Origin of the sequence: Pseudomonas sp. B23(2017) (assembly GCF_002113725.1) — a bacterium.
Lineage (GTDB): Bacteria > Pseudomonadota > Gammaproteobacteria > Pseudomonadales > Pseudomonadaceae > Aquipseudomonas > Aquipseudomonas putida_Z.
Genome location: NZ_NEJM01000001.1, coordinates 52,785 through 76,477, shown reverse-complemented (window position 1 = coordinate 76,477; position 23,693 = coordinate 52,785). Strand labels below are relative to the sequence as shown.

Here is a 23,693-nt window from a genome sequence, read left to right as displayed (position 1 = left end):
CGTATTGCTCCTAAATGAGAGGTTGTCCCATCGTCCAATAAAAGGGCATGATGTGCCCTTAGATTGGTTGTATACAATCCATTGAACAATTCTACTGGCTGGCCTCTTGACAGCCCCTTGACCCATATCAGCAAGGGGCTGAACGGTTTCAGGCAGTCTCGCAATTGATAAAACCCTGCCAAGGAGATTCATGATGTTTGCGAAAGCTGTAGCGGTATCCCTGCTGACCCTCGCCAGCGCTTCTGTCTTCGCAGCCGAGTGCTCGGTGACTGTCGACTCCACCGACCAGATGTCCTACAACACCAAGGAAATCACTGTCGACAAGAGCTGCAAGGAATTCACCGTCAAACTGACCCACTCCGGCAACCTGCCGAAGAACGTAATGGGCCACAACCTGGTGATCAGCAAGACTGCCGACATGCAGGGCATTGCCACCGAAGGCATGAGCCAGGGGCTGGAAAAGGACTACATCAAAGCTGACAACGCCGCGATCATCGCCCACACCAAGATGATTGGTGCTCCTGAGAAGGAGACCGAGGTGAAGTTCGACGCTACCAAGCTGGAAGCCGGTGGCGACTACAGCTTCTTCTGCACCTTCCCGGGCCACATCTCGATGATGAAGGGCAAGGTCGTCGTCAAGTAATCAAAGGCTGACGGTGAGCCCTGTGGGAGCGGGTTCACCCGCGAATGCGTCGGTGGCTTCACCATGGCATTCGCGGGTGAACCCGCTCCCACAGGTCCGTCTATAGCCTTATCAAGGGGCGAACGGCAGTTCGCGCTTGTGCTGGGTCTTGCGGTAGGTGGCGACGATGATATCGAACGCTTCCTGGTCAACCGGCTGCCCATGCAGGAAGGCATCGATCTGCTGGTAGGTCACGCCATGGGAGGCTTCGTCCGGCTTGCCCGGCGCCAGGTCTTCCAGGTCCGCAGTCGGCACCTTCTCCACCAGTGACTCCGGCGCACCGAAGCTGCGCGCAATCGCCCGCACCTGGTTCTTCACCAGCCCGCTCAGCGGCGCCAGGTCGCAGGCACCATCACCGAACTTGGTAAAGAACCCCATCACCGCCTCGGCGGCGTGGTCGGTGCCGATCACCAGGCCCGCGCGGGCACCGGCGATGGTGTACTGGGCGACCATGCGGGTACGCGCCTTGACGTTGCCGACCACGAAGTCCACCAGCGTCGGCGAGCCGTTCTTCAACTCCACCACTTCAGCCGCCAGCGCCCGTACTGCCGGGGCGATATCCACGGTGTGTACTTCGTCGGCCTTGATCACTTCCAGGCACGCCTGGGCGTCATGCTCGTCATGCTGGACCTGGTAAGGCAGGCGCACGGCGATGAAGGTGTAGGCCTTGTCGCCGGTTTCGGCGCGCAGCTCGTTGATGGCGCGCTGGGCGAGCAGGGCGGCGGTCAGCGAGTCGACGCCGCCGCTGATGCCCAGCACCAGGGTCTTGAGCCGGGCGTTGGCCAGGCAATCCTTGATGAACGCCACGCGCCGGGCGACTTCGGCCTCGAGCGCGGCGGCGTCGGCGAATGGCGGCTGTACCTTCAGCGCCTGGGCAATCTCTTGCTGAACCGCTTGCATGGGTTACTCCTTGCTGGGGACTTTGAATACATGGCGCATGTAGGCGACGAAGTTCTCGTCGCGGCATTGGGTCTTGGCGGCTTCGTCCGAGATCTTCGCCACCGGCGCGCCGTTGCAGTCGGTCATTTTAAGCACGATGCTCATCGGGGCCACGCCCGGGATATCACAGGTCAGGTTGGTGCCGATGCCAAAGCTGACGTTGATGCGACCGCGCAGGGCACGGAAGATTTCCAGCGAGCGGGTCAGGTTGAGACCGTCGGAAAACACCAGGGTCTTGGTCATCGGGTCGATACCCAGTTTCTGGTAATGGGCAATGGCCTTTTCCGCCCAGGCCACCGGTTCGCCCGAGTCGTGGCGCAGGCCATCGAACAGCTTGGCAAAGTACAGGTCGAAATCGCCGAGGAAGGCATCCATGGTGATGCAGTCGGTCAGGGCGATGCCGAGCAGGCCGCGGTACTCGCGCACCCAGCAGTCCAGCGCGGCGATCTGGCTGTCGATCAGTCGCGGGCCGAGTTGCTGGTGGGCCATGATCCATTCATGGGCCATGGTGCCCAGCGGCTTGATATCCAGTTTCCATGCCAGGTCGACGTTGCTGGTGCCGACGAAGCGGCCCGGGAAATCGTCGCGCAGCACACGCACCACTTCTTCCTGCACACGGCTGGAAAAGCGCCGGCGGGTGCCGAAGTCTGCCACCTGCAGTTCGGCCAGTTCATCGTCGCTGGCATGTGCGCGCAGCCAGTCGAACTTGCGGTACAGCTGGTCGCGGGCCTCGGCCAGGCGCATGCGCGGGTGCAGATGGCGGTTGCGCACTTCGCTGATGATCGCCAGCAGCGGCACTTCGAACAGGATCACATGCAGCCACGGGCCTTTCAGGCGCAGGAACAGCTGGTCGTTTTCTATCCCCAGGCGTACGTAGCGCAGGTTGAAGCGGAACAGGCGCAGAAAGCGCAGGAAGTCAGGCTTGAGGAAGCTGATACGTTCGAGGAAGGCCAGCTGGCCGTCATCCAGGGTGAGGTCGCTGAGCAGTTCGAGCTGGTTGCGGATCTCGCCGAGGTAGGGGCGCAGGTCCTCGCCGTTGCGGCAGCGGAATTCCCACTCGACGTCGGCGTCCGGGTAGTTGTGCAGCACGCCCTGCATCATGGTGAGTTTGTAGAAGTCGGTGTCGAGCAGGTTGTGCACGATGCGCTCGGCGAATGCGCTCTCGCTCATCAATGGGGCTCCGGAAGCGGCGAATGGCGGACATTGTGCCAGCCTTTTCGGCCTTGTTGTGCCTGTTGCGGCCCTATCGCCGGCAAGCCAGCTCCCACAAGTAACCCACACGGCCGAAATTTGCAGTGTTCCTGTGGGAGCTGGCTTGCCGGCGATAGGGCCGGAACTGCCAAAACAGAGGTGTTTTTTCGTGCACCAGCTAGCCTTGAAACGGTGCCGCCTGTAGCAGTCGCGCACCAGCTGTGTGCAGTTCGGTGACGTCCGCTGTTACAGGGCGGTTGCACGTAAACACTTGCCAGGGTTGCAATGATGGCACTCGATGGTTGCTCCTTGTCTGTACGTGTGGTGGCGCCTGCCGCGTGGCAGACGGTTGCACGCTCAATAAAGAAAAGGCCGTCGGTCGCCTGCCGGCAACCTGTACAGTGTGTTTTCCCGGAAGACAAAACCTATGGCACGGCCCTTGCTCAGAGCACAGGGCTGAGAAGTTGTAGTGCCAACCAAAAAAACTCTAGGAGCACCACCTCATGTCGCAGACGTTTTACAAGAAAGGTTTCCTGGCTCTGGCCGTAGCTACGGCACTGGGTGTTTCTTCGTATGTTCAGGCCGACGTCAAGATCGGTGTAGCGGGCCCGATGACCGGGGCTAACGCAGCGTTTGGCGAGCAGTACATGAAAGGTGCGCAGGCAGCGGCCGACAAGATCAACGCCGCCGGTGGCGTGAACGGCGAGAAAATCGTGCTGGTCAAGGGCGATGACGCCTGCGAGCCGAAGCAGGCCGTGGCCGTGGCCAACCGTCTGGTCGACCAGGACAAGGTGATCGGCGTGGTCGGCCACTTCTGTTCCTCCAACACCATCCCGGCCTCCGAGGTGTATGACGAGGCTGGCGTCATCGCCATCACCCCGGGCTCCACCAACCCACAGGTCACCGAGCGCGGCTTGGGCGCCATGTTCCGCATGTGTGGCCGTGACGACCAGCAGGGCATCGTCGCCGGCGACTACATCGTCGACGTGCTCAAGGGCAAGAAAGTCGCGGTGCTGCACGACAAGGACACCTACGGCCAGGGCCTGGCCGACGCGACCAAGGCACAGCTGGAGAAACGCGGCGTCAAACCGGTGCTGTACGAAGGCCTGACCCGCGGCGAGAAGGACTTCAGCGCCGTGGTCACCAAGATCCGTTCCACCGGTGCCGACGTGGTCTACTTCGGCGGCCTGCACCCGGAAGCCGGCCCGCTGGTACGCCAGCTGCGCGAGCAGGGCCTGAAGGACGTCAAGTTCATGTCCGATGACGGCATCGTCACCGACGAACTGGTGTCCACCGCCGGCGGCGCGCAGTACGTCGATGGTGTGTACATGACCTTCGGCGCCGACCCGCGCCTGCTGCCGGACAGCAAGGCGGTGGTGGAGGAGTTCCGCAAGGCCGGTACCGAACCTGAAGGCTACACCCTGTACGCCTACGCCTCGCTGCAGGCCCTGGCTGCCGCGTTCAACGGCGCCAAGTCGAACAAGGGCGAAGACGCTGCCAAGTGGCTCAAGGCCAACCCGGTGCAGACCGTCATGGGCGAGAAAAAGTGGGACTCGAAGGGTGACCTGACCGTGTCCGACTATGTGGTCTACCAGTGGGATGCCCAAGGCAAGTACCACCAGCTGGAAAAACAAAAATAACAACGGCCCACGGCCCGGGCGCGTCAGCCCCCGGGCCAAAGCCCCGCGGTACCTGTCTTTATCCGTAGATCTGCACAGTACTGCGCTGCGAGGGCCGCCTTGTCCCAGGCCCGCCGTGGTCGGCGCTCGTGCAATCTCAATCAGGTGAGATTGCGTTATGGATGGTATTTTCCTGCAGCAACTGGTCAACGGCCTGACCCTCGGGTCGGTCTATGGCCTGATCGCCATCGGCTACACAATGGTCTATGGCATCATCGGCATGATCAACTTCGCGCACGGCGAGGTGTATATGATTTCCGCGTACCTCGCGGCGATCAGCCTGGCATTGCTGGCATATTTCGGTATCGAGTCGTTCCCCCTGTTGATGCTGGGCACCCTGTTGTTCACCATCGTCGTCACCGGCGTGTACGGCTTCACCATCGAACGCATCGCCTACAAACCCCTGCGCAACTCCACCCGCCTGGCACCGCTGATCAGTGCCATCGGCATCTCGCTGATCCTGCAGAACTACGCGCAGATCAGCCAGGGCGCCCGCCAGCAAGGCGTGCCAACCCTGCTGGAAGGTGCCTGGCGTGTCGAAGTGGGCACCGGCTTCGTGCAACTGACCTACACCAAAATCTTCATCCTGGTGGCAGCCTTCGTTGGCATGGGCCTGCTCACCTACGTGATCAAGTACACCAAGCTCGGCCGCATGTGCCGTGCCACCCAGCAAGACCGCAAGATGGCCTCGATCCTGGGCATCAACACCGACCGGGTGATCTCCTACGTGTTCGTCATCGGTGCGGTGATGGCCGCCCTGGCCGGCGTGCTGATCACCATGAACTACGGCACCTTCGACTTCTACGCCGGCTTCATCATCGGCATCAAGGCGTTCACCGCCGCGGTGCTCGGCGGTATCGGCTCGCTGCCTGGCGCCATGCTCGGCGGGATCATCCTGGGTATTTCCGAGTCGCTGTTCTCTGGCCTGATCAACTCCGACTACAAGGACGTGTTCAGCTTCTCGCTGCTGGTGATGATCCTTATCTTCCGCCCACAAGGCCTGCTGGGTCGCCCGCTCGTGGCTAAGGTGTGAACATGTCCATTGCCAAAACTGCCTCCGTTACTGAAACCAGAAGTTTCGACATCAAACGCAGCCTGCTGGAGACCATCGTCGCCGGCCTGCTGGCACTCATCGTGTTTGGCCCTGTGGTCGGCGTGGTGCTCGACGGCTACACCTTCAATGCCGAGCCGCGGCGTGTGGCCTGGCTGGTCGGCGGGGTGATGCTGGGGCGCTTCCTGCTCAGCCTGTACCTGCAGACGGCCGCCGGCTCGCGCATGCTCCAGGGGTTCGAAAGCGGTGGCTCGGGCGTGCATGTACGCGCGCCGGACTACGTATCGCGGCTGCGCTATATCATCCCTGCGCTGGTGGTGATTGCCATCGTCTTCCCGATCTTCGCCAACAAGTACCTGCTGACCGTGGTCATCCTCGGTCTGATCTACGTGCTGCTGGGCCTGGGGCTGAACATCGTGGTCGGCCTGGCCGGCCTGCTCGACCTGGGCTACGTGGCGTTCTATGCCATCGGTGCGTACGGCCTGGCGCTGGGTTACCAGTACCTTGGCCTGGGCTTCTGGAGCGTGCTGCCACTGGCGGCCATCGCCGCGGCGCTGGCGGGGTGCATACTCGGCTTCCCGGTGTTGCGGATGCACGGCGACTACCTGGCGATCGTGACCTTGGGCTTCGGCGAGATCATCCGCCTGGTGCTGAACAACTGGTTGTCGTTCACCGGCGGCCCGAACGGCATGCCGGCACCGGCGCCGACCTTCTTCGGCCTGGAGTTCGGCCGTAGGGCCAAGGACGGTGGGGTACCGATCCACGAGTTCTTCGGCTTCGATTACAACGCCAATCTCAAGTTCGTGTTCATCTACGCAGTGCTGTTCATCGTTGTGCTGGCCGTGCTGTACATCAAGCATCGCCTGACCCGCATGCCGGTCGGCCGTGCCTGGGAAGCGCTACGCGAAGACGAGATCGCCTGCCGCTCGATGGGCCTGAACCACGTGCTGGTCAAGCTTTCGGCGTTTACCCTGGGTGCCTCCACCGCCGGCCTGGCCGGGGTGTTCTTTGCCACCTACCAGGGCTTCGTCAACCCGTCGTCGTTCACCTTCTTCGAGTCGGCGCTGATCCTCGCCATCGTAGTGCTCGGTGGGATGGGCTCGACCGTAGGTGTGGTGATCGCGGCCTTCGTGCTGACCGTGGCGCCCGAGCTGCTGCGCAGCTTCTCCGAATACCGCGTGCTGCTGTTCGGTGTGCTGATGGTGCTGATGATGATCTGGCGACCGCGTGGGCTGATCCGCATCAGCCGTACCGGTGTGACCCCGCGTAAAGGAGTGGCGCCATGAGCGACGATATCATTCTCTCGGTCGACAACCTGATGATGCAGTTCGGTGGCATCAAGGCGCTCAGCGATGTCAGCCTGAAGGTCCGGCGCAACCAGATCTTCGCCCTGATCGGCCCCAACGGTGCGGGCAAGACCACCGTGTTCAACTGCCTGACCGGGTTCTACAAGGCCAGTGGCGGGCGCATCGAGCTGAACGTGCGCGGCAGCCACACCAATGTCATCCAGCTGCTCGGCGAGCGCTTCCAGGTGGCGGACTTCGTCTCGCCGGCGCGCTTTGCCAACCGCATGTACTACAAGATGTTCGGCGGTACCCACCTGGTCAACCGCGCCGGCCTGGCACGCACCTTCCAGAACATTCGCCTGTTCAAGGAAATGTCGGTGGTGGAGAACCTGCTGGTGGCCCAGCACATGTGGGTCAACCGCAACCTGCTGGCCGGGGTGCTCAACACCAAGGCCTACCGCAAGGCCGAGAGTGACGCGCTGGACCACGCGTTCTACTGGCTGGAGGTGGTCGACCTGGTCGATTGCGCCAACCGCCTGGCTGGCGAGTTGTCGTACGGCCAGCAGCGCCGCCTGGAAATCGCCCGGGCCATGTGCACGCGGCCGAAGATCATCTGCCTGGACGAACCGGCGGCTGGCCTGAACCCACAGGAAACCGAAGCTCTCAGCCGCATGATCCGCGTGCTGCGCGACGAGCACGACATCACCGTGGTGCTGATCGAACACGACATGGGCATGGTCATGAGCATTTCCGACCATATCGTGGTGCTCGACCACGGCAACGTGATTGCCGAAGGCGCGCCGCAGGATATCCGCCACAACCCGACGGTGATCGCCGCCTACCTGGGTGCCGATGAAGAGGAACTGGTATGAGTGCACCCATTCTCGAACTGAAGGACCTGGACGTGTTCTACGGCCCGATCCAGGCGCTGAAAAAGGTCTCGATGCACATCAACGAGGGCGAGACGGTCAGCCTGATCGGCGCCAACGGTGCCGGCAAGTCGACCCTGCTGATGTCGATCTTCGGCCAGCCGCGGGCGGCGTCGGGGCATATCGTGTACCGCGGCACCGACATCACTCGCAAGTCGTCGCACTACATCGCTTCCAACGGCATCGCCCAGTCGCCGGAAGGGCGCCGGGTGTTCCCCGACATGACCGTCGAGGAGAACCTGATGATGGGTACCATCCCCATCGGCGACAAGCATGCCGACGAAGACATGCAGCGCATGTACGAGCTGTTCCCGCGTCTGAAAGAGCGGCGTAACCAGAGGGCCATGACGATGTCCGGTGGCGAGCAGCAGATGCTGGCCATTGCCCGCGCGCTGATGAGCCGGCCAAAGTTGTTGCTGCTGGATGAGCCATCGCTGGGGCTGGCGCCAATCGTGGTCAAGCAGATCTTCTCGACCTTGCGTGAATTGGCCAAGACCGGGATGACCATCTTCCTGGTGGAGCAGAACGCCAACCATGCGCTGAAACTGTCGGACCGGGCTTATGTGATGGTCAACGGGCAGATACGCATGAGCGGCACGGGGCAGGAGCTGTTGGTCAACGAGGAAGTGCGCAACGCCTATCTCGGCGGGCATTGAGTTGCATTCGGGGGCCGCTTTGCGGCCTGTGGGAGCGGCCTTGCGTCGCGATGGGCCGCAAAGCGGCCCCCGAAGCCAATGTGGACAACCTTTTGAACACCTCTCCCCAATTACTCCACAACCCCTCTACAAACCCTTGTTTCCACAGGACCATTTTTTTCCACGGATAATGTGGAACCGCCTGTGGAAAACATGGTGGCATCTCGCTCAAGCCCTTTGATACCAAGCCCTGCAGCTTCATGATCATTTTTTGATCACAGGCACCTTGTGGATGATTTTCCCAGGTTTTTCAAAGCCCTGCATTCATTCCAAGGCTCGCGCAAAACCTGTGGATAACCCTGTGAAAAAACCTTGGACAGACCGCTGCAGACGGCATGCTTGAAAGCCTTGCGCCATCACCGAAAAGATATCCACCGACCACAGGTCGCTGAAAGGGTTCCGCACCGTGGACAAGTTGCCCCCAATCCGTGGGGAAAGCCTTGTGGATAACATGCGCATAGCTGGTGCCGAGCCCTCTGCTGCAAGGGTTTGCCGCATATGATCAAAAAATGAACAGTGCCCCGGGCGGGTTGCTGCAAGCGCCCGGCGCGGGCATGCTGCAAGCCTGCCGATGACAATCCACCGTGAGGAACAGAGCATGACGTCCACCGTATTCATCACTGGCGCGACTTCCGGTTTCGGCGAGGCCACTGCCCGCCGCTTCGCCGAAGCCGGCTGGAAGCTGGTGCTCACTGGCCGCCGCAAGGAGCGCCTGGACGCCCTGTGCGCCGAATTGTCGGCCAAGACCGAAGTACATGGCCTGGTGCTTGACGTGCGTGACCGCAAGGCCATGGAGCAGGCCATCGCCAGCCTGCCGGCCGGCTTCGACAAGCTGCGCGGCCTGGTCAACAACGCAGGCCTGGCGCTGGGTGTGGACGCGGCGCAGAACTGCAGCCTGGACGACTGGGAAACCATGGTCGACACCAACATCAAGGGCCTGATGTACACCACCCGCCTGCTGCTGCCACGGCTGATCGCCCATGGCCGTGGGGCGTCGATCCTCAACGTAGGTTCGGTGGCGGGCAACTACCCGTACCCGGGCAGCAACGTGTACGGCGGCACCAAGGCCTTCGTCGGCCAGTTCTCGTTGAGCCTGCGCTGCGACCTGCGGGGTACGGGCGTGCGCGTGAGCAATATCGAGCCGGGCCTGTGCGAGAGCGAGTTCTCGCTGGTGCGCTTCGGCGGTGACCAGGCCAAATACGACGCCACCTATGCCGGTGCCGAGCCGATCCAGCCGCAGGACATTGCCGAGACCATCTTCTGGATCCTCAACCAGCCGGCGCATATCAACATCAACAGCCTGGAGCTGATGCCGGTGAGCCAGGACTGGGCAGGGTTCTCGATCGACCGATCGGTCAAAGGCTGATCCGAGGGCCTCTTCGCGGGTAAACCCGCTCCCACAGGTACTGCACCGGTTTCGGAGCAGGCGCTATCCCTGTGGGAGCGGGTTCACCCGCGAATGCGTCAGCTCAGGCGCTGCAACCCTTCCAGGCAAGTCGCCAAGTGATAGGGCGTAGTAGAAGGCATATCATGCCGGCTGACACTACCTTGCCCATCCCGGCACTCATACCAGCCCGCCTCACGCAGGAACCGCGCTTCCAGCGCCTGCAACTGCCCGGCCAGCTTCGCCTCGTCCCCTGTCCGCAACACCAGCGCCCGCAGGTATTCCGCCTGCGCCCAGATCCGCTGGGTGGCGTCGAGCACCTGGCCATCCACATCCAGCATCGCCAGTACCGCGGTGTCCTTCACCCCGTACTGCTCGGCGTAGCCGAAAGCCCGGTCGATGGACGCATGCAGCGGCGTATCTCGCAGCAGTGGCGAGGTATGCAGCAGGTAGAACCACTCGAACTGGTGCCCCGGCTCGAACCAGTTATCCACAGTGCCGCGTGGCTTTTCCAGCATCAGGCCGTGGGCGGGGTCGATGAAGTGTTCCTGCAGCGCCGCGCACAGGTGCAGCAACGACTGCTGGGCATGCTCGTCGTCACGCACCGCCAGCACCTGCAGGAAGGCTTCGGCCAGGTGCATCTGCGGGTTCTGCAGCGGGCCACTGCCAAGGTCGGCCCAGTCTTCAGCGAGGCTGGCTTCGTACAGGCCGTCGTCGCGGGCAAACTGCTGGTCGATGATGTCCAGCGCGGCGTTCAGCGTGGACTCCACCAGGTTTTCACGCACCTTGCCCCAGTAATGTGCACAGGCGAAGACGATGAAGGCGTGGGTGTAGAGGTCCTTGCGCCGGTCCAGCGGTTTGCCCTGGGCGTCGATGCTGTAGAACCAGCCGCCGTGTTCGGCGTCGTGGAAGTGCTTCTGCAGCGAGCGGAACAAGGCGGCCGCACGCTCGGCTGCGCCCGGTTGCCCGATGCGGCTGCTGAACAGGTACAGCTGACGCGCGCAGGCCATGGCCCGGTAGCGCTGCACCGGCAATGGCTGGTGCTGGGCGTCCAGGGCCTCGTAGGGCAGGGCCATGTCGGCGTTCCAGCCCGGGCCTTGCCACAACGGCACGATGCGTTCGGCGAAGTGCTGGTTGAAGCGGGCCAGTTCGGGCAGGGTGGGGCGGGGGTCGGACATTTCGGCGCTCGTCGCTGTCGGGCAGGGCGCCATGGTAGCAGAACTGGGGTTGTGGGTAGTCTGTGCCGGCCTCTTCGCGGGCACGCCCGCTCCCACAGGATCACCACAAGGTTCGAGCAATGCGGGGTACCTGTGGGAGCGGGCATGCCCGCGAAGAGGCCGGCACAGGCTACCGATCAGCTCGGGTTGCCAAGCCCCTGCCAATGCCGCGCCCCCACGAAGATGAAGCGCAACTGCTGGGTGATCTTTTCCTGCGGCGTCAACGCCTGTGGATAACCCGCTTCGGGGCTGTCGATAAGCTCTGGCAGGGTGGCGAACACGGTTTTCACCACCAGATCGGCCATCACCGCCAGCGCGGCGCTGTCCAGGTGCTGCCAGCGCTTCATCCGCGCCAGGTCGGTGGCCAGGTCGTCGCTGATGTCCTGGCGCAGGCGGGCAATGGCCTGGCGTACGGCCTGTGAACCGCCGTACTGCTCACGGGCGAGGAACAGGAACTGCGCACGGTGGGCGGCGACCACGTCGAGGAAGATGCGCACCGAGGCGTCGGTGATGCCACCCAGTTCGAATTCGTTCTGGCGCACCAGGCGGATGGTCTGGCGGAAGGTAGTGTCGACCTCGGCAACCAGGGCCAGGCCCAGGGCGTCCATGTCGGAAAAATGCCGGTAGAAGCCGGTGGGTACGATGCCGGCCGTCTTCGCCACTTCGCGCAGGCTGATACTGCCGAAACCACGGCCACTCTCCATGAGCTGGCAGGCGGCATCGAGCAGGGCCTGGCGGGTCTGTAGCTTCTGTTCGGCGCGCGGCAGCATGGTGCGGGCTTCTGTGGCGGTAAGGCTGGGCACTCTAGTTAAAAAAACAAAGCCCGGTCAATGGACCGGGCCTGGAGGGGAGCAAGCGTTGTGACAGAGGTTGTTCTTTTCGGCCATGGTGATCAGCTCACACGGCTGAGTTCAACCAGGCGATCGGAGCCACCTTCGGCAACGCGGCCACTACGTTCGATAAGGCGATCCGAGCCGCCTTCGGCAACACGGCCACTCCGTTCGATCAGGCGATCCGAGCCACCTTCGGCAACACGGCCACTACGTTCGATCAGGCGATCGGAACCACCTTCGGCAACACGGCCACTACGTTCGATCAGGCGATCGGAGCCACCTTCGGCAACGCGGCCACTCCGTTCGATCAGGCGATCCGAGCCACCTTCGGCAACACGGCCACTACGTTCGATCAGGCGATCGGAGCCACCTTCGGCAACACGGCCACTACGTTCGATCAGGCGATCGGAGCCACCTTCGGCAACACGGCCACTACGTTCGATCAGGCGATCAGCGCCACCTTCGGCAACGGTTTTCAGCGGCTGGGCGATTTCGGCAGCGCTGGAGCGCGATTCGGCGGTCAGGTGTTGCTCGTCGGCTGGCAGGGCAAAAGCGTTGGCGGCCAGGATGGACAGGGTCAGGGTCAGCAGATGGCGTTTCATGATTTCGGTGCTCCTCTCGGGGGCTGGAAAGTGGGTACGGAGCCAATGCTACGCCGGGTAACGCCAGAGAGAAGTTCATACGGGTAATGGTAACAATCGACCGTATTGATAGAGGTTTCAAGGTGCTCTAGACAGCACTTTCCAGGCCGCAAGGTGGCAATTTGATGGCGAAGATTACGGGTAACACGTATAGCCTGGCGCGACGAATTGCTGAGCAAAAGGCCAGGAAAAACTTCGCTATCATGGCGCCATCGATAAAACCCCACGGGTTTTCATCAGTCCGAGATATTGAGTGCCACCGCTGCACCTGTTCTGTGCCATACCGCAAGGAGAATCACGCAATGACGCGTCCCGCCAGAATCCTCCTCTGGACCTTCACCAGCCTGCTGACCCTGCTGGCGATCCTGGTGGTGGTGATCGCCACCTTCGACTGGAACCGCGTCAAGCCCCTGCTCAACGAGAAAGTATCCGAGGCCCTGCAGCGGCCCTTCGCGATCAATGGCAACCTTGCCGTGGACTGGCGCACCGAACCAGAAGAGGGGGGCTGGCGTGCCTGGGTGCCCTGGCCGCACTTCATTGCCGAAGACCTGACCCTGGGCAACCCCGAGTGGCTCAAGGAACCGAAGATGGTCGGCCTGGAGCGCGTGGCGTTCCGCCTGGCGCCGCTGCCGCTGCTGTTCCAGCAGATCAGCATCCCGCGCATCGACCTTACCAAGCCTACAGCCAGCCTCACCCGCCTGGCCGATGGCCGCGCCAACTGGGCCTTCGACTTCGGCCCCAAGGATGAAAACGCAGAGCCTTCCAAATGGCAGCTGGACATTGGCGCCATCGGCTTCGACCAGGGCAATGTCAGCTTCGATGACCAAACCCTGAAAACCAGCATGAAGGTGCAGATCGACCCGCTGGGCAAGCCTGTCCCGTTCAGCGACATCGTTGGCAAGGCCAGCGCCGAGAAGGCCGGTGCCGCGCAGGACTACGCCTTCGGGCTCAAGGCCCAGGGCCGCTACAAAGGCCAGCCAGTGTCCGGCACCGGCAAGATCGGCGGCCTGCTGGCCCTGCAGGACGCCAGCCAGCCGTTCCCGCTGCAGGCTGACGTGCGCATCGCCGACACCCATGTGGTGCTCGCCGGCACCCTGACCGACCCGCGCAACCTCGGCGCCCTCGACCTGCGCCTGCGCCTGTCCGGGGCCAGCCTGGGCAACCTCTACCCGCTGACCGGCGTAACCCTGCCTGACACCCCGGCCTATTCCACCGACGGCCACCTCAGCGCCAACCTGCACGCGGAGCAAGGGGCGACCTTCAACTACCAGGGCTTCAACGGCAAGATCGGTGACAGCGATATCCACGGCGACCTGGCCTTCGTTGCCAGCCAGCCACGGCCCAAGCTGTCCGGCAACCTGGTGTCCAACCAGTTGCTGTTCAAGGACCTGGCGCCGCTGATCGGCGCCGACTCCAACGCCGAGCAGAAGGCCCGCGGGGGTGCCAGCAAACAGCCGGCGGGCAAGGTGCTGCCGGTGGAAGAGTTCCGCACCGAGCGCTGGCGCACGATGGACGCCGACGTCACCTTCGCCGGCAAGCGCATCGTGCACAGCGCGCAACTGCCGTTCAACGACCTGTCGGCCCACGTGATACTGGAGGACGGCCTGCTGCGCCTGGAGCCCCTGCGTTTTGGCGTGGCTGGCGGCAACCTGGCTTCCAGGATCCGCCTGGATGGCCGCAACGTACCGTTGCAAGGGCGTGCCCGGCTGACGGCGCGGGGCTTCAAGCTCAAGCAGTTGTTCCCCTCCTTTGCGCCGATGCAGACCAGCTTCGGTGAGTTGAATGGCGATGCCGATATCACTGGCCGGGGCAACTCGGTGGCCGCCTTGCTGGGCACGGCCAATGGCGACCTGCGCATGTTGATCAACGATGGCGCCATCAGCCGCAGCCTGATGGAGATTGCCGGGTTGAACGTGGGCAACTATGTGGTCGGCAAGCTGTTTGGTGATGAGGATGTGAAGATCAACTGTGCAGCGGCTGACGTGGGCATCAAGGATGGCCTGGCGACCACGCGCCTGTTCATCTTCGATACCGAGAACGCGATTATCTACATCAACGGCACGGCCAATTTCGCCACGGAGCAGCTGGACCTGAAAATTACTCCTGAATCGAAAGGGCTGCGGCTGTTCTCGCTGCGCTCGCCGCTGTATGTGCGCGGGCCGTTCGCCAAGCCCAGTGCCGGGGTGCAGGCGGTGCCGCTGGCGTTGCGCGGGGCGGGGATGGTGGCGTTGGGTGTGGTGGCCGGGCCGGCGGCGGGGTTGCTGGCGCTGATTGCGCCTAGCAGCGGGGATGATCCCAACCAGTGCACGCCGCTGTTGCAGCAGATGAAGGCGGGCAAGGCGCCGGCGGTGGTGAAAGAGCGGAAATAGCAGGGGGCCGCTTCGCGGCCCATCGCGACACAAGGCCGCTCCTACAGGGAATCGCGCAAATCTGCCGAGACGCGATCCCTCTGTAGGAGCGGCCTTGTGTCGCGATGGGGCGCAAAGCGCCCCCAGCAATCACAAGCCTTGCAACAGGTCGGACATATCGTCCGCGTGCTCTTCTTCCTGCGCGAGGATGTCTTCAAAAATCCGCCGCGTAGTCGGATCTTTATCCCCAATGTACCGAATGATCTCGCGATAGCTATCGATGGCGATCCGCTCCGCCACCAGGTCTTCCAGCACCATCTCCTTCAATGAAGTACCCGCCACATATTGGGCATGAGACCGCTTGCTCAGGTTGTCCGGGTTGAAATCCGGCTCTCCACCTAACTGCACGATCCGTTCGGCAAGCTTGTCGGCGTGCTCGGCTTCCTGGTTGGCATGCTCGAGGAATTCATCGGCAGCCACGCTGGCCTTGATGCCGCTGGCCATGAAGTAGTGACGCTTGTAGCGCAGCACGCAGACCAGCTCGGTGGCCAGTGAATCATTGAGCAGGCGCAGGATCTGTTGGCGATCAGCATCGTAACCCTCGGTCACCGCACCTTGCTCGACATGCTGGCGGGCACGTTCGCGCAGGGTTTGCACATCGGTCAGTTCAGTCGCATTCATGTTCATCTCCTGGAACATCAGGGTGGTCATGGATATGGCCTGGAAGGCTCAGGCGCCGTGGACGGCGTCGCTGTCTTCTTCGCGTTGTTTGCAAGTCTTGAAGCCCTTGGCGTCGACATGGCCGGTGGCGTCGAAGCGCACGTAGTAGGGCTGCTGGTGGCCATCGTGGTTGAGGATGTAGTCGTTGCAGGTGCCGCCATGGGGGAGGTCGATCACGTTGGACGGGCTGCCGCCGATGGCGATGACTTTCTGCATGGTCATGCCTTTTTCCACCTGCTTGACCAGCGGCTCGTCGCGGTAGGTGACGTAGTCCACCGGGTTTTCCGGGCGGCTGCCGCAGGCGGCGAGGGTGGCGCTTGCCAGAAGGATTGCCAGGGTCTGCTTGTACATGGTCCCGCTCCTTGCAAAGGGTATGTGTGGTTTGGAACCGCAGCGCGCGCCGGGAGTTCGATTGCGATGGTCATCAAGGCCGCTGTAGTGTTGGCCGGTCGTCCACGGAAAGGGGCTGGGGCAATGCAGCAGGAATTGGCCACGCGATACCCGTTGGTGCTGGTGCCGGGCATGCTCGGTTTTGTCCGGGTAGTGCTCTACCCTTACTGGTTCGGCATCGTGCCGGCCCTGCGCAAGGGCGGGGCGCGGGTGTTCCCGGTGCAGGTTTCGCCACTGCATTCCAGTGAGGTGCGCGGCGAGCAGTTGCTGGCCATCATCGAAGACATCTGCCTGCGCACCGGAGCGGAAAAGGTCAACCTCATCGGCCACAGCCAGGGTGCCCTGAGCGCGCGCTACGCGGCTGCCAGGCGGCCCGGGCGGGTGGCTTCGGTCACTTCGGTGGCGGGGCCCAACCATGGCTCGGAACTGGCCGACTACCTGGAGCGTACGGCACCGGGCGATTCCCCGCAGGGGCGCATCCTGAAGGCTGTGCTGCATGGCTTGGCCGTGCTGCTGGTGTGGCTGGAAACCGGCTGGCGCCGCGACCCGCTGCCGTTGGATGTACACGCCTCGCACCAGTCGTTGACCAGCGCCGGGGTGGCGCTGTTCAACCAGGCTTATCCACAGGGGTTGCCAGACACCTGGGGCGGGGAAGGGGCCTATGAGGTCGATGGCGTGCGCTATTACTCCTGGTCCGGCACCTTGCAGCCCGGCCTGACCGACCAGCGGCGCAACCGTTTCGACGGCAGCAGCCACTTCTGCCGCCTGTTCGCGCGCAGTTTCGTCAAGGAAAAGGGCCATTGCGACGGTATGGTCGGGCGCTTCAGTTCGCACCTGGGGCAGGTGATCGGCGACGATTACCCGCTCGACCACCTGGATATCGTCAACCAGTCGCTTGGTGCGGTGGGCAAGGGTGCCGAACCGGTGCGACTGTTCACCGAACATGCAGCCCGGCTCAAGGCGGCAGGGCTCTAACGACGGATCGGTGTGGTCCAGCGCTCGGCCAGCACCACGCCCGCCAGGGTCAGCAGGCCGCCGACCAGGTGATAGCGGGCCAGCTGCTCGTCGAGCACCACGGCGGCGATCAGTGCCGTGACCAGCGGCAGCAGGTTGAAGAACAGCGTGGTGCGGCTGGGCCCCAGGCGGTGCACGGCCTGCATCCATACCAGGGGCGCGATCATCGAGGCCAGCACGCAGGCGTACAGCACCAGGCCGATGTTGCGGCTGTTCAGGCCAGTCTTGTCCGACAGCAGGAACAGCGGCAGCAGCACGACGATGGCTACCAGCACCTGCAGGTACAGCAGCTGCATCGGCGGCAGGCGCAGCTGCCATTTCTTCAGCAGGAAGCTGTACAGCGCGTAGGCCAGTGTGGCCACCAGCATCAGCAGGTCGCCGCTGTTCAGGCCTTGTTGCAACAGGCTGGCGGGGTGGCCGGCGCTGACCACTTCAAGCACGCCGAAAAATGACACCAGCGCGCCCAGCAGGGCGCCGTAGCTCAGGCGCTGGCCCAGCCAGGCGATGGACAGTGCCAGTGACATCAGTGGCATCAGCGAAAGGATGATGCCCATGTTGGTGGCGCTGGTGATGCCGGCGGCGAAGTAGGCCAGGCTCTGGTACAGCGCCATGCCCAGCACGCCCAGCACGAAAACCTTGCCCAGGTGCGGGCGAATGGCCGCGCGATTGCGCCACACGGCGGGCAGCAGGAACGGGGTGAACAACAGCGCGGCCAGCAGCCAGCGGTAGAAGCCGATCTCGGCGGGGTGGATGGCGCCGGCGGACATCTTGGTGACCACGGTGTTGCCGGCCCATATCAGGATGGCGGTCAGGGGGAACAGGTAGTTCATGTAGCAGGTTACTCGTTGGGGCTTGGGTTGGGGCTGCTTTGCAGCCCTTCGCGGGCTTGCCCGCGAAGGCCTGCGCAGCAGGCCCCGATGGCAGCCATTATCAACTGTCTGTCAACAAGCCTATACTCCTATCCAGACAACCCACCCCGCAAAGCAGACAGCATGTCGCGCAAATACCTCGACATTCCCCAGTTCACCCGGCTCCCGGCCCCGGTGTACTTCCGTCACGACGAGTTCGGTGCCGACACCCGCAGCGCCCTGCATCGCCACGCCTGGGGCCAGCTCAACTACACCGCCCACGGCGTGATGCACCTGGAGGTCGCTGGCCAGCACTTCCTGTCGCCGCCGCAATACGCCGTGTGGGTGCCGCCCGACACCGAGCATGGCTGCTACAACCCGCAGGCCATCGTCTACCGTTCGGTCTACCTGGACCGCAGCCTGTGCGCCGCACTGCCGCAGCAACCGTGCAGCCTGATGATCAGCGACATCCTCAAGGCCATCCTCGCCGACTTCGCCCGGCGCGACCTGCGGGTGGCCGAGGGCGAGCGCGACCAGCGCCTGCTGCAAGTGCTGCTCGACCAGTTGCTGCTGGCGCCCACCCAGGCCTGCTACCTGCCGTTTGCCCACAGCGAAGGCTTGCGCCAGGTGCTCGATGCCCTCGGTGCCGAGCCGGGCGACAACCGCCCGCTAGCCGACTGGGCCGCCAAGGTGCATGTCAGCGAACGTACCCTGGCCCGCCAGTTCCTGCGTGAACTGGGCATCAGTTTTGGCGAATGGCGCCTGCGCCTGCGCTTTCTGCGCGCCATCGAAGCGCTGGTGGCCGGCCAGCCGATCCAGGCCATCGCCTTCGACCTGGGCTACAGTAGCGCCTCGGCGTTCATCGCCATGTTCCAGCGCCAGGCCCAGTGCACGCCCGAGCAATACCGCCGCCAGGCACGGGCAGGGCGTTGAAATTCTTGGCTACACTCAGCTCGACCCCCGTGCATCGGGCGCGGAGCCAAGGAGACTACTCCATGAAAGTGCTGCAAATCCCCTTACTGGTATTGGCGGTGTTGTTCAGCGCCCAAGGCTTCGCCGCCAATACCGCGCAGCAGGAAAAGATGAAAACCTGCAACGCCGACGCCACCGCCAAGGCCCTCAAGGGCGATGAGCGCAAAGCCTTCATGAGCACCTGCCTGAAGAAGGATGTGCCGCAAACCCAGCAAGAAAAGATGAAAACCTGCAACGCCGACGCCACCACCAAGGCCCTGAAGGGTGACGAGCGCAAAGCGTTCATGAGCGACTGCCTGAAGAAGAAATGACCTGCGCCTATGCCTGCAGACGTAAGGCTGGCAGACTGCGGGTCTTTCCCGTTGTCTGCCGTTGAGGCTGTATGACCTTCACCCCCCGCCAGGTCACCCTGGCCAGCTGGATCATCGTGTTTGCCGGCCTGTTGCTGGCGTTGCCCCTGAAATTGCTGCCGAGCCTGCTGGCCGGCCTGCTGGTGTTCGAGCTGGTCAACATGCTCACGCCGCGGCTGCAGCCGCTGATTGCCGGGCAGCGCGCCCGCTGGTTGGCTGTAGCGCTGCTCGGCACGCTGGTGGTCAGCACCCTGACCCTGCTGTTTGCCGGTGCTTTCAGCTTTTTGCTGCACGAGGCGGAAAACCCCGGGGCTTCGCTGGACAAGTTCATGGCCCTGGTGGAGCGCGCCCGCGGGCAGCTGCCGCCGTTTATCGAAGGCTACCTGCCGGCCAGTGCGGCGGAGTTCAAGGTGGCCATCGGTGACTGGATCAAGAGCCACCTGAGCGACCTGCAGCTGGTGGGCAAGGGCATGGCGCACATGTTCGTCACCCTGTTGATCGGCATGATCCTTGGCGCCATCGTCGCCTTGCAGCGCATCCCCGACATCTCCCGGCGCAAGCCGCTGGCGGCGGCGCTGTTCGAGCGCCTGAGCCTGCTGGTGCAGGCGTTTCGCAACATCGTCTTCGCGCAGATCAAGATTTCGCTGCTCAACACCACCTTCACCGGCATCTTCCTGGCCGTGGTGCTGCCGATGTTCGACGTGCACCTGCCGCTGACCAAGACGCTGATCGTGCTGACCTTCCTGCTGGGCCTGCTGCCGGTGATCGGCAACCTGATGTCGAATACCCTGATCACCATCGTCGGCCTGTCGCTGTCGATCTGGGTGGCGGCGGCGGCGCTGGGTTACCTGATCGTCATCCACAAGGTCGAGTACTTCCTCAACGCGCGGATCGTGGGCGGGCAGATCAGTGCCAAGTCGTGGGAACTGCTGCTGGCGATGCTGGTGTTCGAAGCGGCGTTCGGGCTGCCGGGGGTGGTGGCGGGGCCGATCTACTATGCCTACCTGAAGAGTGAGCTGAAGCGGGCCGAACTGGTCTGATTCTTTATTGACCAGTACCGGCCTCTTCGCGGGTAAACCCGCTCCCACAGGTTCGCCACTTCTCTCAAGACTTGCGGGGACCCTGTGTGCGGGTTTACCCGCGAAGAGGCCGGCACAGGTGAAAGGGATGGCTCAGGCTACGCCGTAACGCTTGCGCGCCTCGATGGCCAGCCCGCTACCAATGCTGCCAAAGATGTTGCCTTCCACATGCCGCGCATTCGGCAGCATCGCCGACACGCTGTTGCGCAGCGCCGGAATCCCGCTGGAACCGCCGGTGAAGAAGACCGTATCGACCTGTGTTTCGCTCACTCCAGCCTTGACCAGCAGTTCGCTCACGCTACCACGCACCCGCTCCAGCAACCCTTCGATAGCCCCCTCGAACAGCGCCCGTGACAGGTCCACGCCCAGCTCGCGCTCGATGCGGCCGAGGTCGACGTGGCGGCTCTGCTGCTCGGTCAGCTCGATCTTGCTGGCCTCCACTTCCATCGCCAACCAGTGCCCGGCACGCTCTTCGATCAGCTTGAACAGGCGGTCGATGCCCAGCGTGTCCTCGATGTCATAGCGCATGCTGCCCAGCGCCAGCTGCGACTTCTGCGAGTACAGGGCGTTGATGGTGTGCCAGGTGGCGAGGTTGAGGTGATAGCTGGTCGGCATCAGCGCGCCGCTCTTCATGCGGCTGCCGTAGCCGAACAGCGGCATCACGCCCTGCAGGCTCAGCTGCTTGTCGAAGTCGGTACCGCCAATGTGCACGCCGCCGGTGGCGAGGATGTCGCTCTGGCGCTCGGCCACCAGGTGGCGCTCGGGCGACAGGCGGATCAGGGTGAAGTCCGAGGTACCACCGCCAATGTCAACGATCAGCACCAGCTCTTCGCGGCTGATGCTCGACTCGTAGTCGAAGGCCGCGGCAATCGGCTCGTACTGGAACGACACATCCTTGAAGCCGATCTTGCGCGCCACTTCGGCCAGGGTGTCCTCGGCCTCCTGGTCGGCGGCCGGGTCTTCGTCGACGAAGAACACCGGACGGCCCAGCACCACCTGCTCGAACTCATGCCCGGCAGCGGCCTCGGCGCGTTTTTTCAGCTCGCCGATGAACATGCCCAGCAGGTCCTTGAACGGCAGGGCGCTGCCCAGCACGCTGGTGTCGTGCTTGATCAGCTTGGAGCCCAGCAGGCTTTTCAGCGAACGCATCAGGCGGCCTTCGTAGCCTTCCAGGTACTCGTGCAGTGCCAGGCGGCCATATACCGGGCGACGCTCCTCGATGTTGAAGAACACCACCGAGGGCAAGGTGATCTTGCCGTCTTCCAGGGCAATCAGCGACTCGACGCCGGGGCGGTGCCAGCCGACCGTGGAGTTGGAGGTGCCAAAGTCGATGCCCAGGGCGCGGGCCGGGGATACGTCAGACATGGGGAATGAGCTTCCGGAGGCAAAACGGCCGCGCAGTGTATGCCAGTTGGCTACAGAATCAAGACCGGTCGTCTGCCATGGAGCAAACCCAAGGCGGTCTTGAAAGGCTATGCTTGACCCCTATCTTCTTTTGCAACACGCACATTCACATTGGTGATCCATAGATGGACTTCAAAGACTATTACAAGATACTCGGCGTAGAGCCCACGGCGGACGACAAGGCGATCAAGGCCGCGTACCGCAAGCTGGCGCGCAAGTATCACCCCGATGTCAGCAAGGAGCGCGACGCCGAGGAAAAATTCAAGGAGGCCAACGAGGCCTACGAAGTGCTGGGCGACGCGCAGAAACGTGCCGAATTCGACGAAATACGCAAGTACGGCGGCCAGCATGGCCGGCCGTTCCAGGCACCACCGGGCTGGGAAAGCCGCGGCGGTGGCGGTGGTTTCGAAGGCGGTGATTTTTCCGACTTTTTCAGCTCGATCTTTGGTGGCCGGGGTGGCAACCCGTTCGGTGGTGCCCGGCAGCAGCAACGCAGCGCCGGCAGGCGGGGGCAGGACGTGGAGCTAGAACTGGCGGTATTCCTTGAAGAGACCCTGAGCAAGGAGTCCAAGCAGATCAGCTTCCAGGTGCCGCAGACCAATGCCATGGGCCAGCGCACCGGCTTCACTACCAAGACCCTGAACGTGAAGATCCCGGCAGGGGTGACCGACGGCGAGCGCATCCGCCTCAAGGGCCAGGGCGCGCCGGGCAGTGGTGGCGGGGCCAATGGCGACCTGTTCCTGACCATTCGCATGGCACCGCACCCGCTGTTCGATGTCGAAGGTCATGACCTGATCATCACCGTGCCGCTGGCACCGTGGGAGGCAGCACTGGGCGCCAAGGTGGCCGTGCCGACCCTGGACGGCAAGATCAACCTCACCATACGCCCCGACAGCCAGAGCGGCCAGCGCCTGCGCGTGCCGGGCAAGGGCCTGGCCAACAAGAGTGGCGAGCGCGGCAACCTTTACGCGCAGCTGAAAGTGGTCATGCCGCCAGCATCCGACGAGTCTGCCCGCGAATTGTGGACCAAGCTTTCCGAGAAGGCTGCGTTCAACCCGAGGACACAATGGAGTAAGTGATCATGAGCAGCACCCTGATCGTTCAACTGGACATGCGTACCTTGTGTCAGGAGGCCGATATCACGGCTGACTGCGTGATCGAAATCGTCGAGCACGGCATTGTCGAACCTTCCGGCCGAACGCCGGAGGACTGGTTGTTCGACGATCAGGCGCCGTTGTTGGCCAAACGCGCGGCGAAGCTGCATCAGGAGCTGGAACTGGAGTGGGAAGGGGTGGCGCTGGCGCTGGAACTGCTGCAGGAAGTGCAGCAGTTGCGCAGCGAGAACAACATGCTGAGGCAGCGGTTGGGCAGGTTTACCCAGATGTGAGGTTTGCAGGCCCGGCCTCTTCGCGGGTGAACCCGCTCCCACAGGGATCGCACGATTCCTGAGATGTGTGCAGTACCTGTGGGAGCGGGTTTACCCGCGAAGAGGCCAGTACAGGCAAAATCAAATTCAGCTTGGTTCTGCCCCCGGGTTCAGCACCAGCTGCATGAAGGTCAAGTCCAGCCACCGGCCAAACTTCACCCCCACCTGCGGCATCTGCCCGGTCACCACGAAGCCCAGCCGCTCGTGCAGGCGCACCGACGCTGCATTGCCGCTCTCGATGGCCGCCACCATCACATGCTTGCCACACGCGCGCGCACGCTCGACCAGCGCCGCCATCAGCACCGGCCCCAGCCCCTTGCCACGCTGGTCGCCGCGGATGTACACCGAATGCTCAACGGTAAGGCGAAAACCCTCGAACGGCCGCCAGTCGCCAAACGACGCATAGCCCAGCACCCCACTCTCATCCACCGCCACCAGGATCGGGTAACCCTGCTGCGCCCGTGCATCGAACCAGGCCTGGCGGTTGGCCAGGTCCACCGGGGTTTCGTTCCAGATCGCCGTGGTGTTGCGCACCGCGTCGTTGTAGATGTCGAGGATGCCCGGCACGTCGGAAGGCAGGGCGTCGCGGATTTCATGACTCATGACAGCGTCTCG

Annotated in this window: 24 protein-coding genes; 14 read left to right on the top strand and 10 right to left on the bottom strand. The window is 63.2% G+C overall.

Going from position 1 to position 23,693, the window contains the following annotated elements:
* Positions 1–193: 193 nt before the first annotated feature.
* Positions 194–643: an azurin gene (gene azu / locus CAG46_RS00380; protein WP_015271990.1), complete on the top strand. Its 450-nt coding sequence runs from the start codon at positions 194–196 to the stop codon at positions 641–643.
* Positions 644–754: 111 nt separating this feature from the next.
* Here the strand turns inward: azu and nadE are convergent, their stop codons facing one another.
* Both nadE and pncB read right to left on the bottom strand, forming a co-directional pair.
* Positions 755–1,582, bottom strand: a complete 828-nt coding sequence (gene nadE / locus CAG46_RS00375; protein ID WP_013974414.1) for an ammonia-dependent NAD(+) synthetase — start codon at positions 1,580–1,582, stop codon at positions 755–757.
* A 3-nt stretch (positions 1,583–1,585) separates the two neighbouring features.
* The gene (gene pncB, locus CAG46_RS00370) at positions 1,586–2,791 is read right to left on the bottom strand and encodes a nicotinate phosphoribosyltransferase (RefSeq protein WP_025340817.1); all 1,206 of its coding nucleotides are present in this window, start codon (positions 2,789–2,791) and stop codon (positions 1,586–1,588) included.
* 524 nt (positions 2,792–3,315) lie between these two features.
* Here pncB and CAG46_RS00365 point away from each other — a divergent pair.
* The 6 genes from CAG46_RS00365 to CAG46_RS00340 all read left to right on the top strand — a co-directional run bounded on the left by CAG46_RS00365 (position 3,316) and on the right by CAG46_RS00340 (position 9,818).
* Positions 3,316–4,452 carry a branched-chain amino acid ABC transporter substrate-binding protein gene (locus CAG46_RS00365; RefSeq protein WP_015271988.1) on the top strand — a complete coding sequence of 379 codons (1,137 nt, stop codon included), beginning with the start codon at positions 3,316–3,318 and terminating at the stop codon, positions 4,450–4,452.
* Between the two features lie 157 nt (positions 4,453–4,609).
* Positions 4,610–5,524 (top strand): branched-chain amino acid ABC transporter permease, encoded by a 915-nt coding sequence (locus CAG46_RS00360; RefSeq protein ID WP_013974411.1) that lies wholly within the window; start codon positions 4,610–4,612, stop codon positions 5,522–5,524.
* 2 nt (positions 5,525–5,526) lie between these two features.
* Complete coding sequence (livM, locus tag CAG46_RS00355) at positions 5,527–6,828, top strand: high-affinity branched-chain amino acid ABC transporter permease LivM (RefSeq protein ID WP_025340816.1); 1,302 nt, start codon at positions 5,527–5,529, stop codon at positions 6,826–6,828.
* The gene (locus CAG46_RS00350; protein WP_025340815.1) at positions 6,825–7,700 is read left to right on the top strand and encodes an ATP-binding cassette domain-containing protein; all 876 of its coding nucleotides are present in this window, start codon (positions 6,825–6,827) and stop codon (positions 7,698–7,700) included. The genes livM and CAG46_RS00350 overlap by 4 nt, the downstream gene beginning before the upstream one ends.
* Positions 7,697–8,413, top strand: coding sequence for an ABC transporter ATP-binding protein (locus tag CAG46_RS00345; RefSeq protein WP_015271986.1), 717 nt, complete (start codon positions 7,697–7,699; stop codon positions 8,411–8,413). The genes CAG46_RS00350 and CAG46_RS00345 overlap by 4 nt, the downstream gene beginning before the upstream one ends.
* A gap of 637 nt (positions 8,414–9,050) precedes the next feature.
* Positions 9,051–9,818, top strand: a complete 768-nt coding sequence (locus CAG46_RS00340) for an SDR family oxidoreductase (RefSeq protein ID WP_075046516.1) — start codon at positions 9,051–9,053, stop codon at positions 9,816–9,818.
* Positions 9,819–9,916: 98 nt separating this feature from the next.
* On the opposite strand, the gene CAG46_RS00335 is transcribed toward CAG46_RS00340, so the two are convergent.
* From CAG46_RS00335 to CAG46_RS00320, 3 genes are all read right to left on the bottom strand, one after another.
* Positions 9,917–11,014 (bottom strand): AGE family epimerase/isomerase, encoded by a 1,098-nt coding sequence (locus tag CAG46_RS00335; protein WP_085614758.1) that lies wholly within the window; start codon positions 11,012–11,014, stop codon positions 9,917–9,919.
* Between the two features lie 176 nt (positions 11,015–11,190).
* Entirely contained in the window at positions 11,191–11,823 is a 633-nt protein-coding gene (fabR, locus tag CAG46_RS00325; RefSeq protein ID WP_003259042.1) for an HTH-type transcriptional repressor FabR, read from the bottom strand.
* 122 nt (positions 11,824–11,945) lie between these two features.
* Positions 11,946–12,488: a phage infection protein gene (locus tag CAG46_RS00320; protein WP_085599702.1), complete on the bottom strand. Its 543-nt coding sequence runs from the start codon at positions 12,486–12,488 to the stop codon at positions 11,946–11,948.
* A gap of 341 nt (positions 12,489–12,829) precedes the next feature.
* Between CAG46_RS00320 and CAG46_RS00315 the strand changes: the two genes are divergently transcribed.
* On the top strand, positions 12,830–14,896 hold the full coding sequence (locus CAG46_RS00315) for an AsmA family protein (protein ID WP_085614760.1): 2,067 nt from the start codon (positions 12,830–12,832) through the stop codon (positions 14,894–14,896).
* A gap of 129 nt (positions 14,897–15,025) precedes the next feature.
* Here CAG46_RS00315 and CAG46_RS00310 read toward each other — a convergent pair whose 3' ends face one another.
* Both CAG46_RS00310 and osmE read right to left on the bottom strand, forming a co-directional pair.
* Complete coding sequence (locus CAG46_RS00310; RefSeq protein ID WP_025340810.1) at positions 15,026–15,556, bottom strand: bacterioferritin; 531 nt, start codon at positions 15,554–15,556, stop codon at positions 15,026–15,028.
* A gap of 48 nt (positions 15,557–15,604) precedes the next feature.
* On the bottom strand, positions 15,605–15,946 hold the full coding sequence (gene osmE / locus CAG46_RS00305; RefSeq protein ID WP_015271980.1) for an osmotically-inducible lipoprotein OsmE: 342 nt from the start codon (positions 15,944–15,946) through the stop codon (positions 15,605–15,607).
* A 123-nt stretch (positions 15,947–16,069) separates the two neighbouring features.
* On the opposite strand from osmE, the gene CAG46_RS00300 reads away from it, so the two are divergent.
* A complete protein-coding gene (locus tag CAG46_RS00300; protein ID WP_085614761.1) occupies positions 16,070–16,960 on the top strand; it encodes a triacylglycerol lipase in 891 nt (296 codons plus the stop codon).
* Here the strand turns inward: CAG46_RS00300 and CAG46_RS00295 are convergent.
* Positions 16,957–17,829, bottom strand: coding sequence for a DMT family transporter (locus CAG46_RS00295; RefSeq protein ID WP_085614762.1), 873 nt, complete (start codon positions 17,827–17,829; stop codon positions 16,957–16,959). The two genes, CAG46_RS00300 and CAG46_RS00295, sit on opposite strands and share 4 nt — an antisense overlap.
* Before the next feature lie 162 nt (positions 17,830–17,991).
* Between CAG46_RS00295 and CAG46_RS00290 the strand changes: the two genes are divergently transcribed.
* From CAG46_RS00290 to CAG46_RS00280, 3 genes are all read left to right on the top strand, one after another.
* Positions 17,992–18,780: a helix-turn-helix transcriptional regulator gene (locus CAG46_RS00290; protein WP_085614763.1), complete on the top strand. Its 789-nt coding sequence runs from the start codon at positions 17,992–17,994 to the stop codon at positions 18,778–18,780.
* Between the two features lie 62 nt (positions 18,781–18,842).
* Positions 18,843–19,130, top strand: coding sequence for a PsiF family protein (locus tag CAG46_RS00285; RefSeq protein ID WP_003258250.1), 288 nt, complete (start codon positions 18,843–18,845; stop codon positions 19,128–19,130).
* Between the two features lie 71 nt (positions 19,131–19,201).
* Entirely contained in the window at positions 19,202–20,209 is a 1,008-nt protein-coding gene (locus tag CAG46_RS00280) for an AI-2E family transporter (protein WP_025340806.1), read from the top strand.
* Positions 20,210–20,341: 132 nt separating this feature from the next.
* Here CAG46_RS00280 and CAG46_RS00275 read toward each other — a convergent pair whose 3' ends face one another.
* Positions 20,342–21,613, bottom strand: a complete 1,272-nt coding sequence (locus tag CAG46_RS00275; RefSeq protein ID WP_085614764.1) for an Hsp70 family protein — start codon at positions 21,611–21,613, stop codon at positions 20,342–20,344.
* Positions 21,614–21,777: 164 nt separating this feature from the next.
* Here CAG46_RS00275 and cbpA point away from each other — a divergent pair, with 164 nt between their 5' ends.
* The gene (gene cbpA, locus CAG46_RS00270; RefSeq protein ID WP_025340804.1) at positions 21,778–22,731 is read left to right on the top strand and encodes a curved DNA-binding protein; all 954 of its coding nucleotides are present in this window, start codon (positions 21,778–21,780) and stop codon (positions 22,729–22,731) included.
* 2 nt (positions 22,732–22,733) lie between these two features.
* The gene (locus tag CAG46_RS00265; protein ID WP_025340803.1) at positions 22,734–23,039 is read left to right on the top strand and encodes a chaperone modulator CbpM; all 306 of its coding nucleotides are present in this window, start codon (positions 22,734–22,736) and stop codon (positions 23,037–23,039) included.
* A 126-nt stretch (positions 23,040–23,165) separates the two neighbouring features.
* On the opposite strand, the gene CAG46_RS00260 is transcribed toward CAG46_RS00265, so the two are convergent.
* Complete coding sequence (locus CAG46_RS00260) at positions 23,166–23,681, bottom strand: GNAT family N-acetyltransferase (RefSeq protein WP_085614766.1); 516 nt, start codon at positions 23,679–23,681, stop codon at positions 23,166–23,168.
* Between the last annotated feature and the right edge of the window lie 12 nt (positions 23,682–23,693).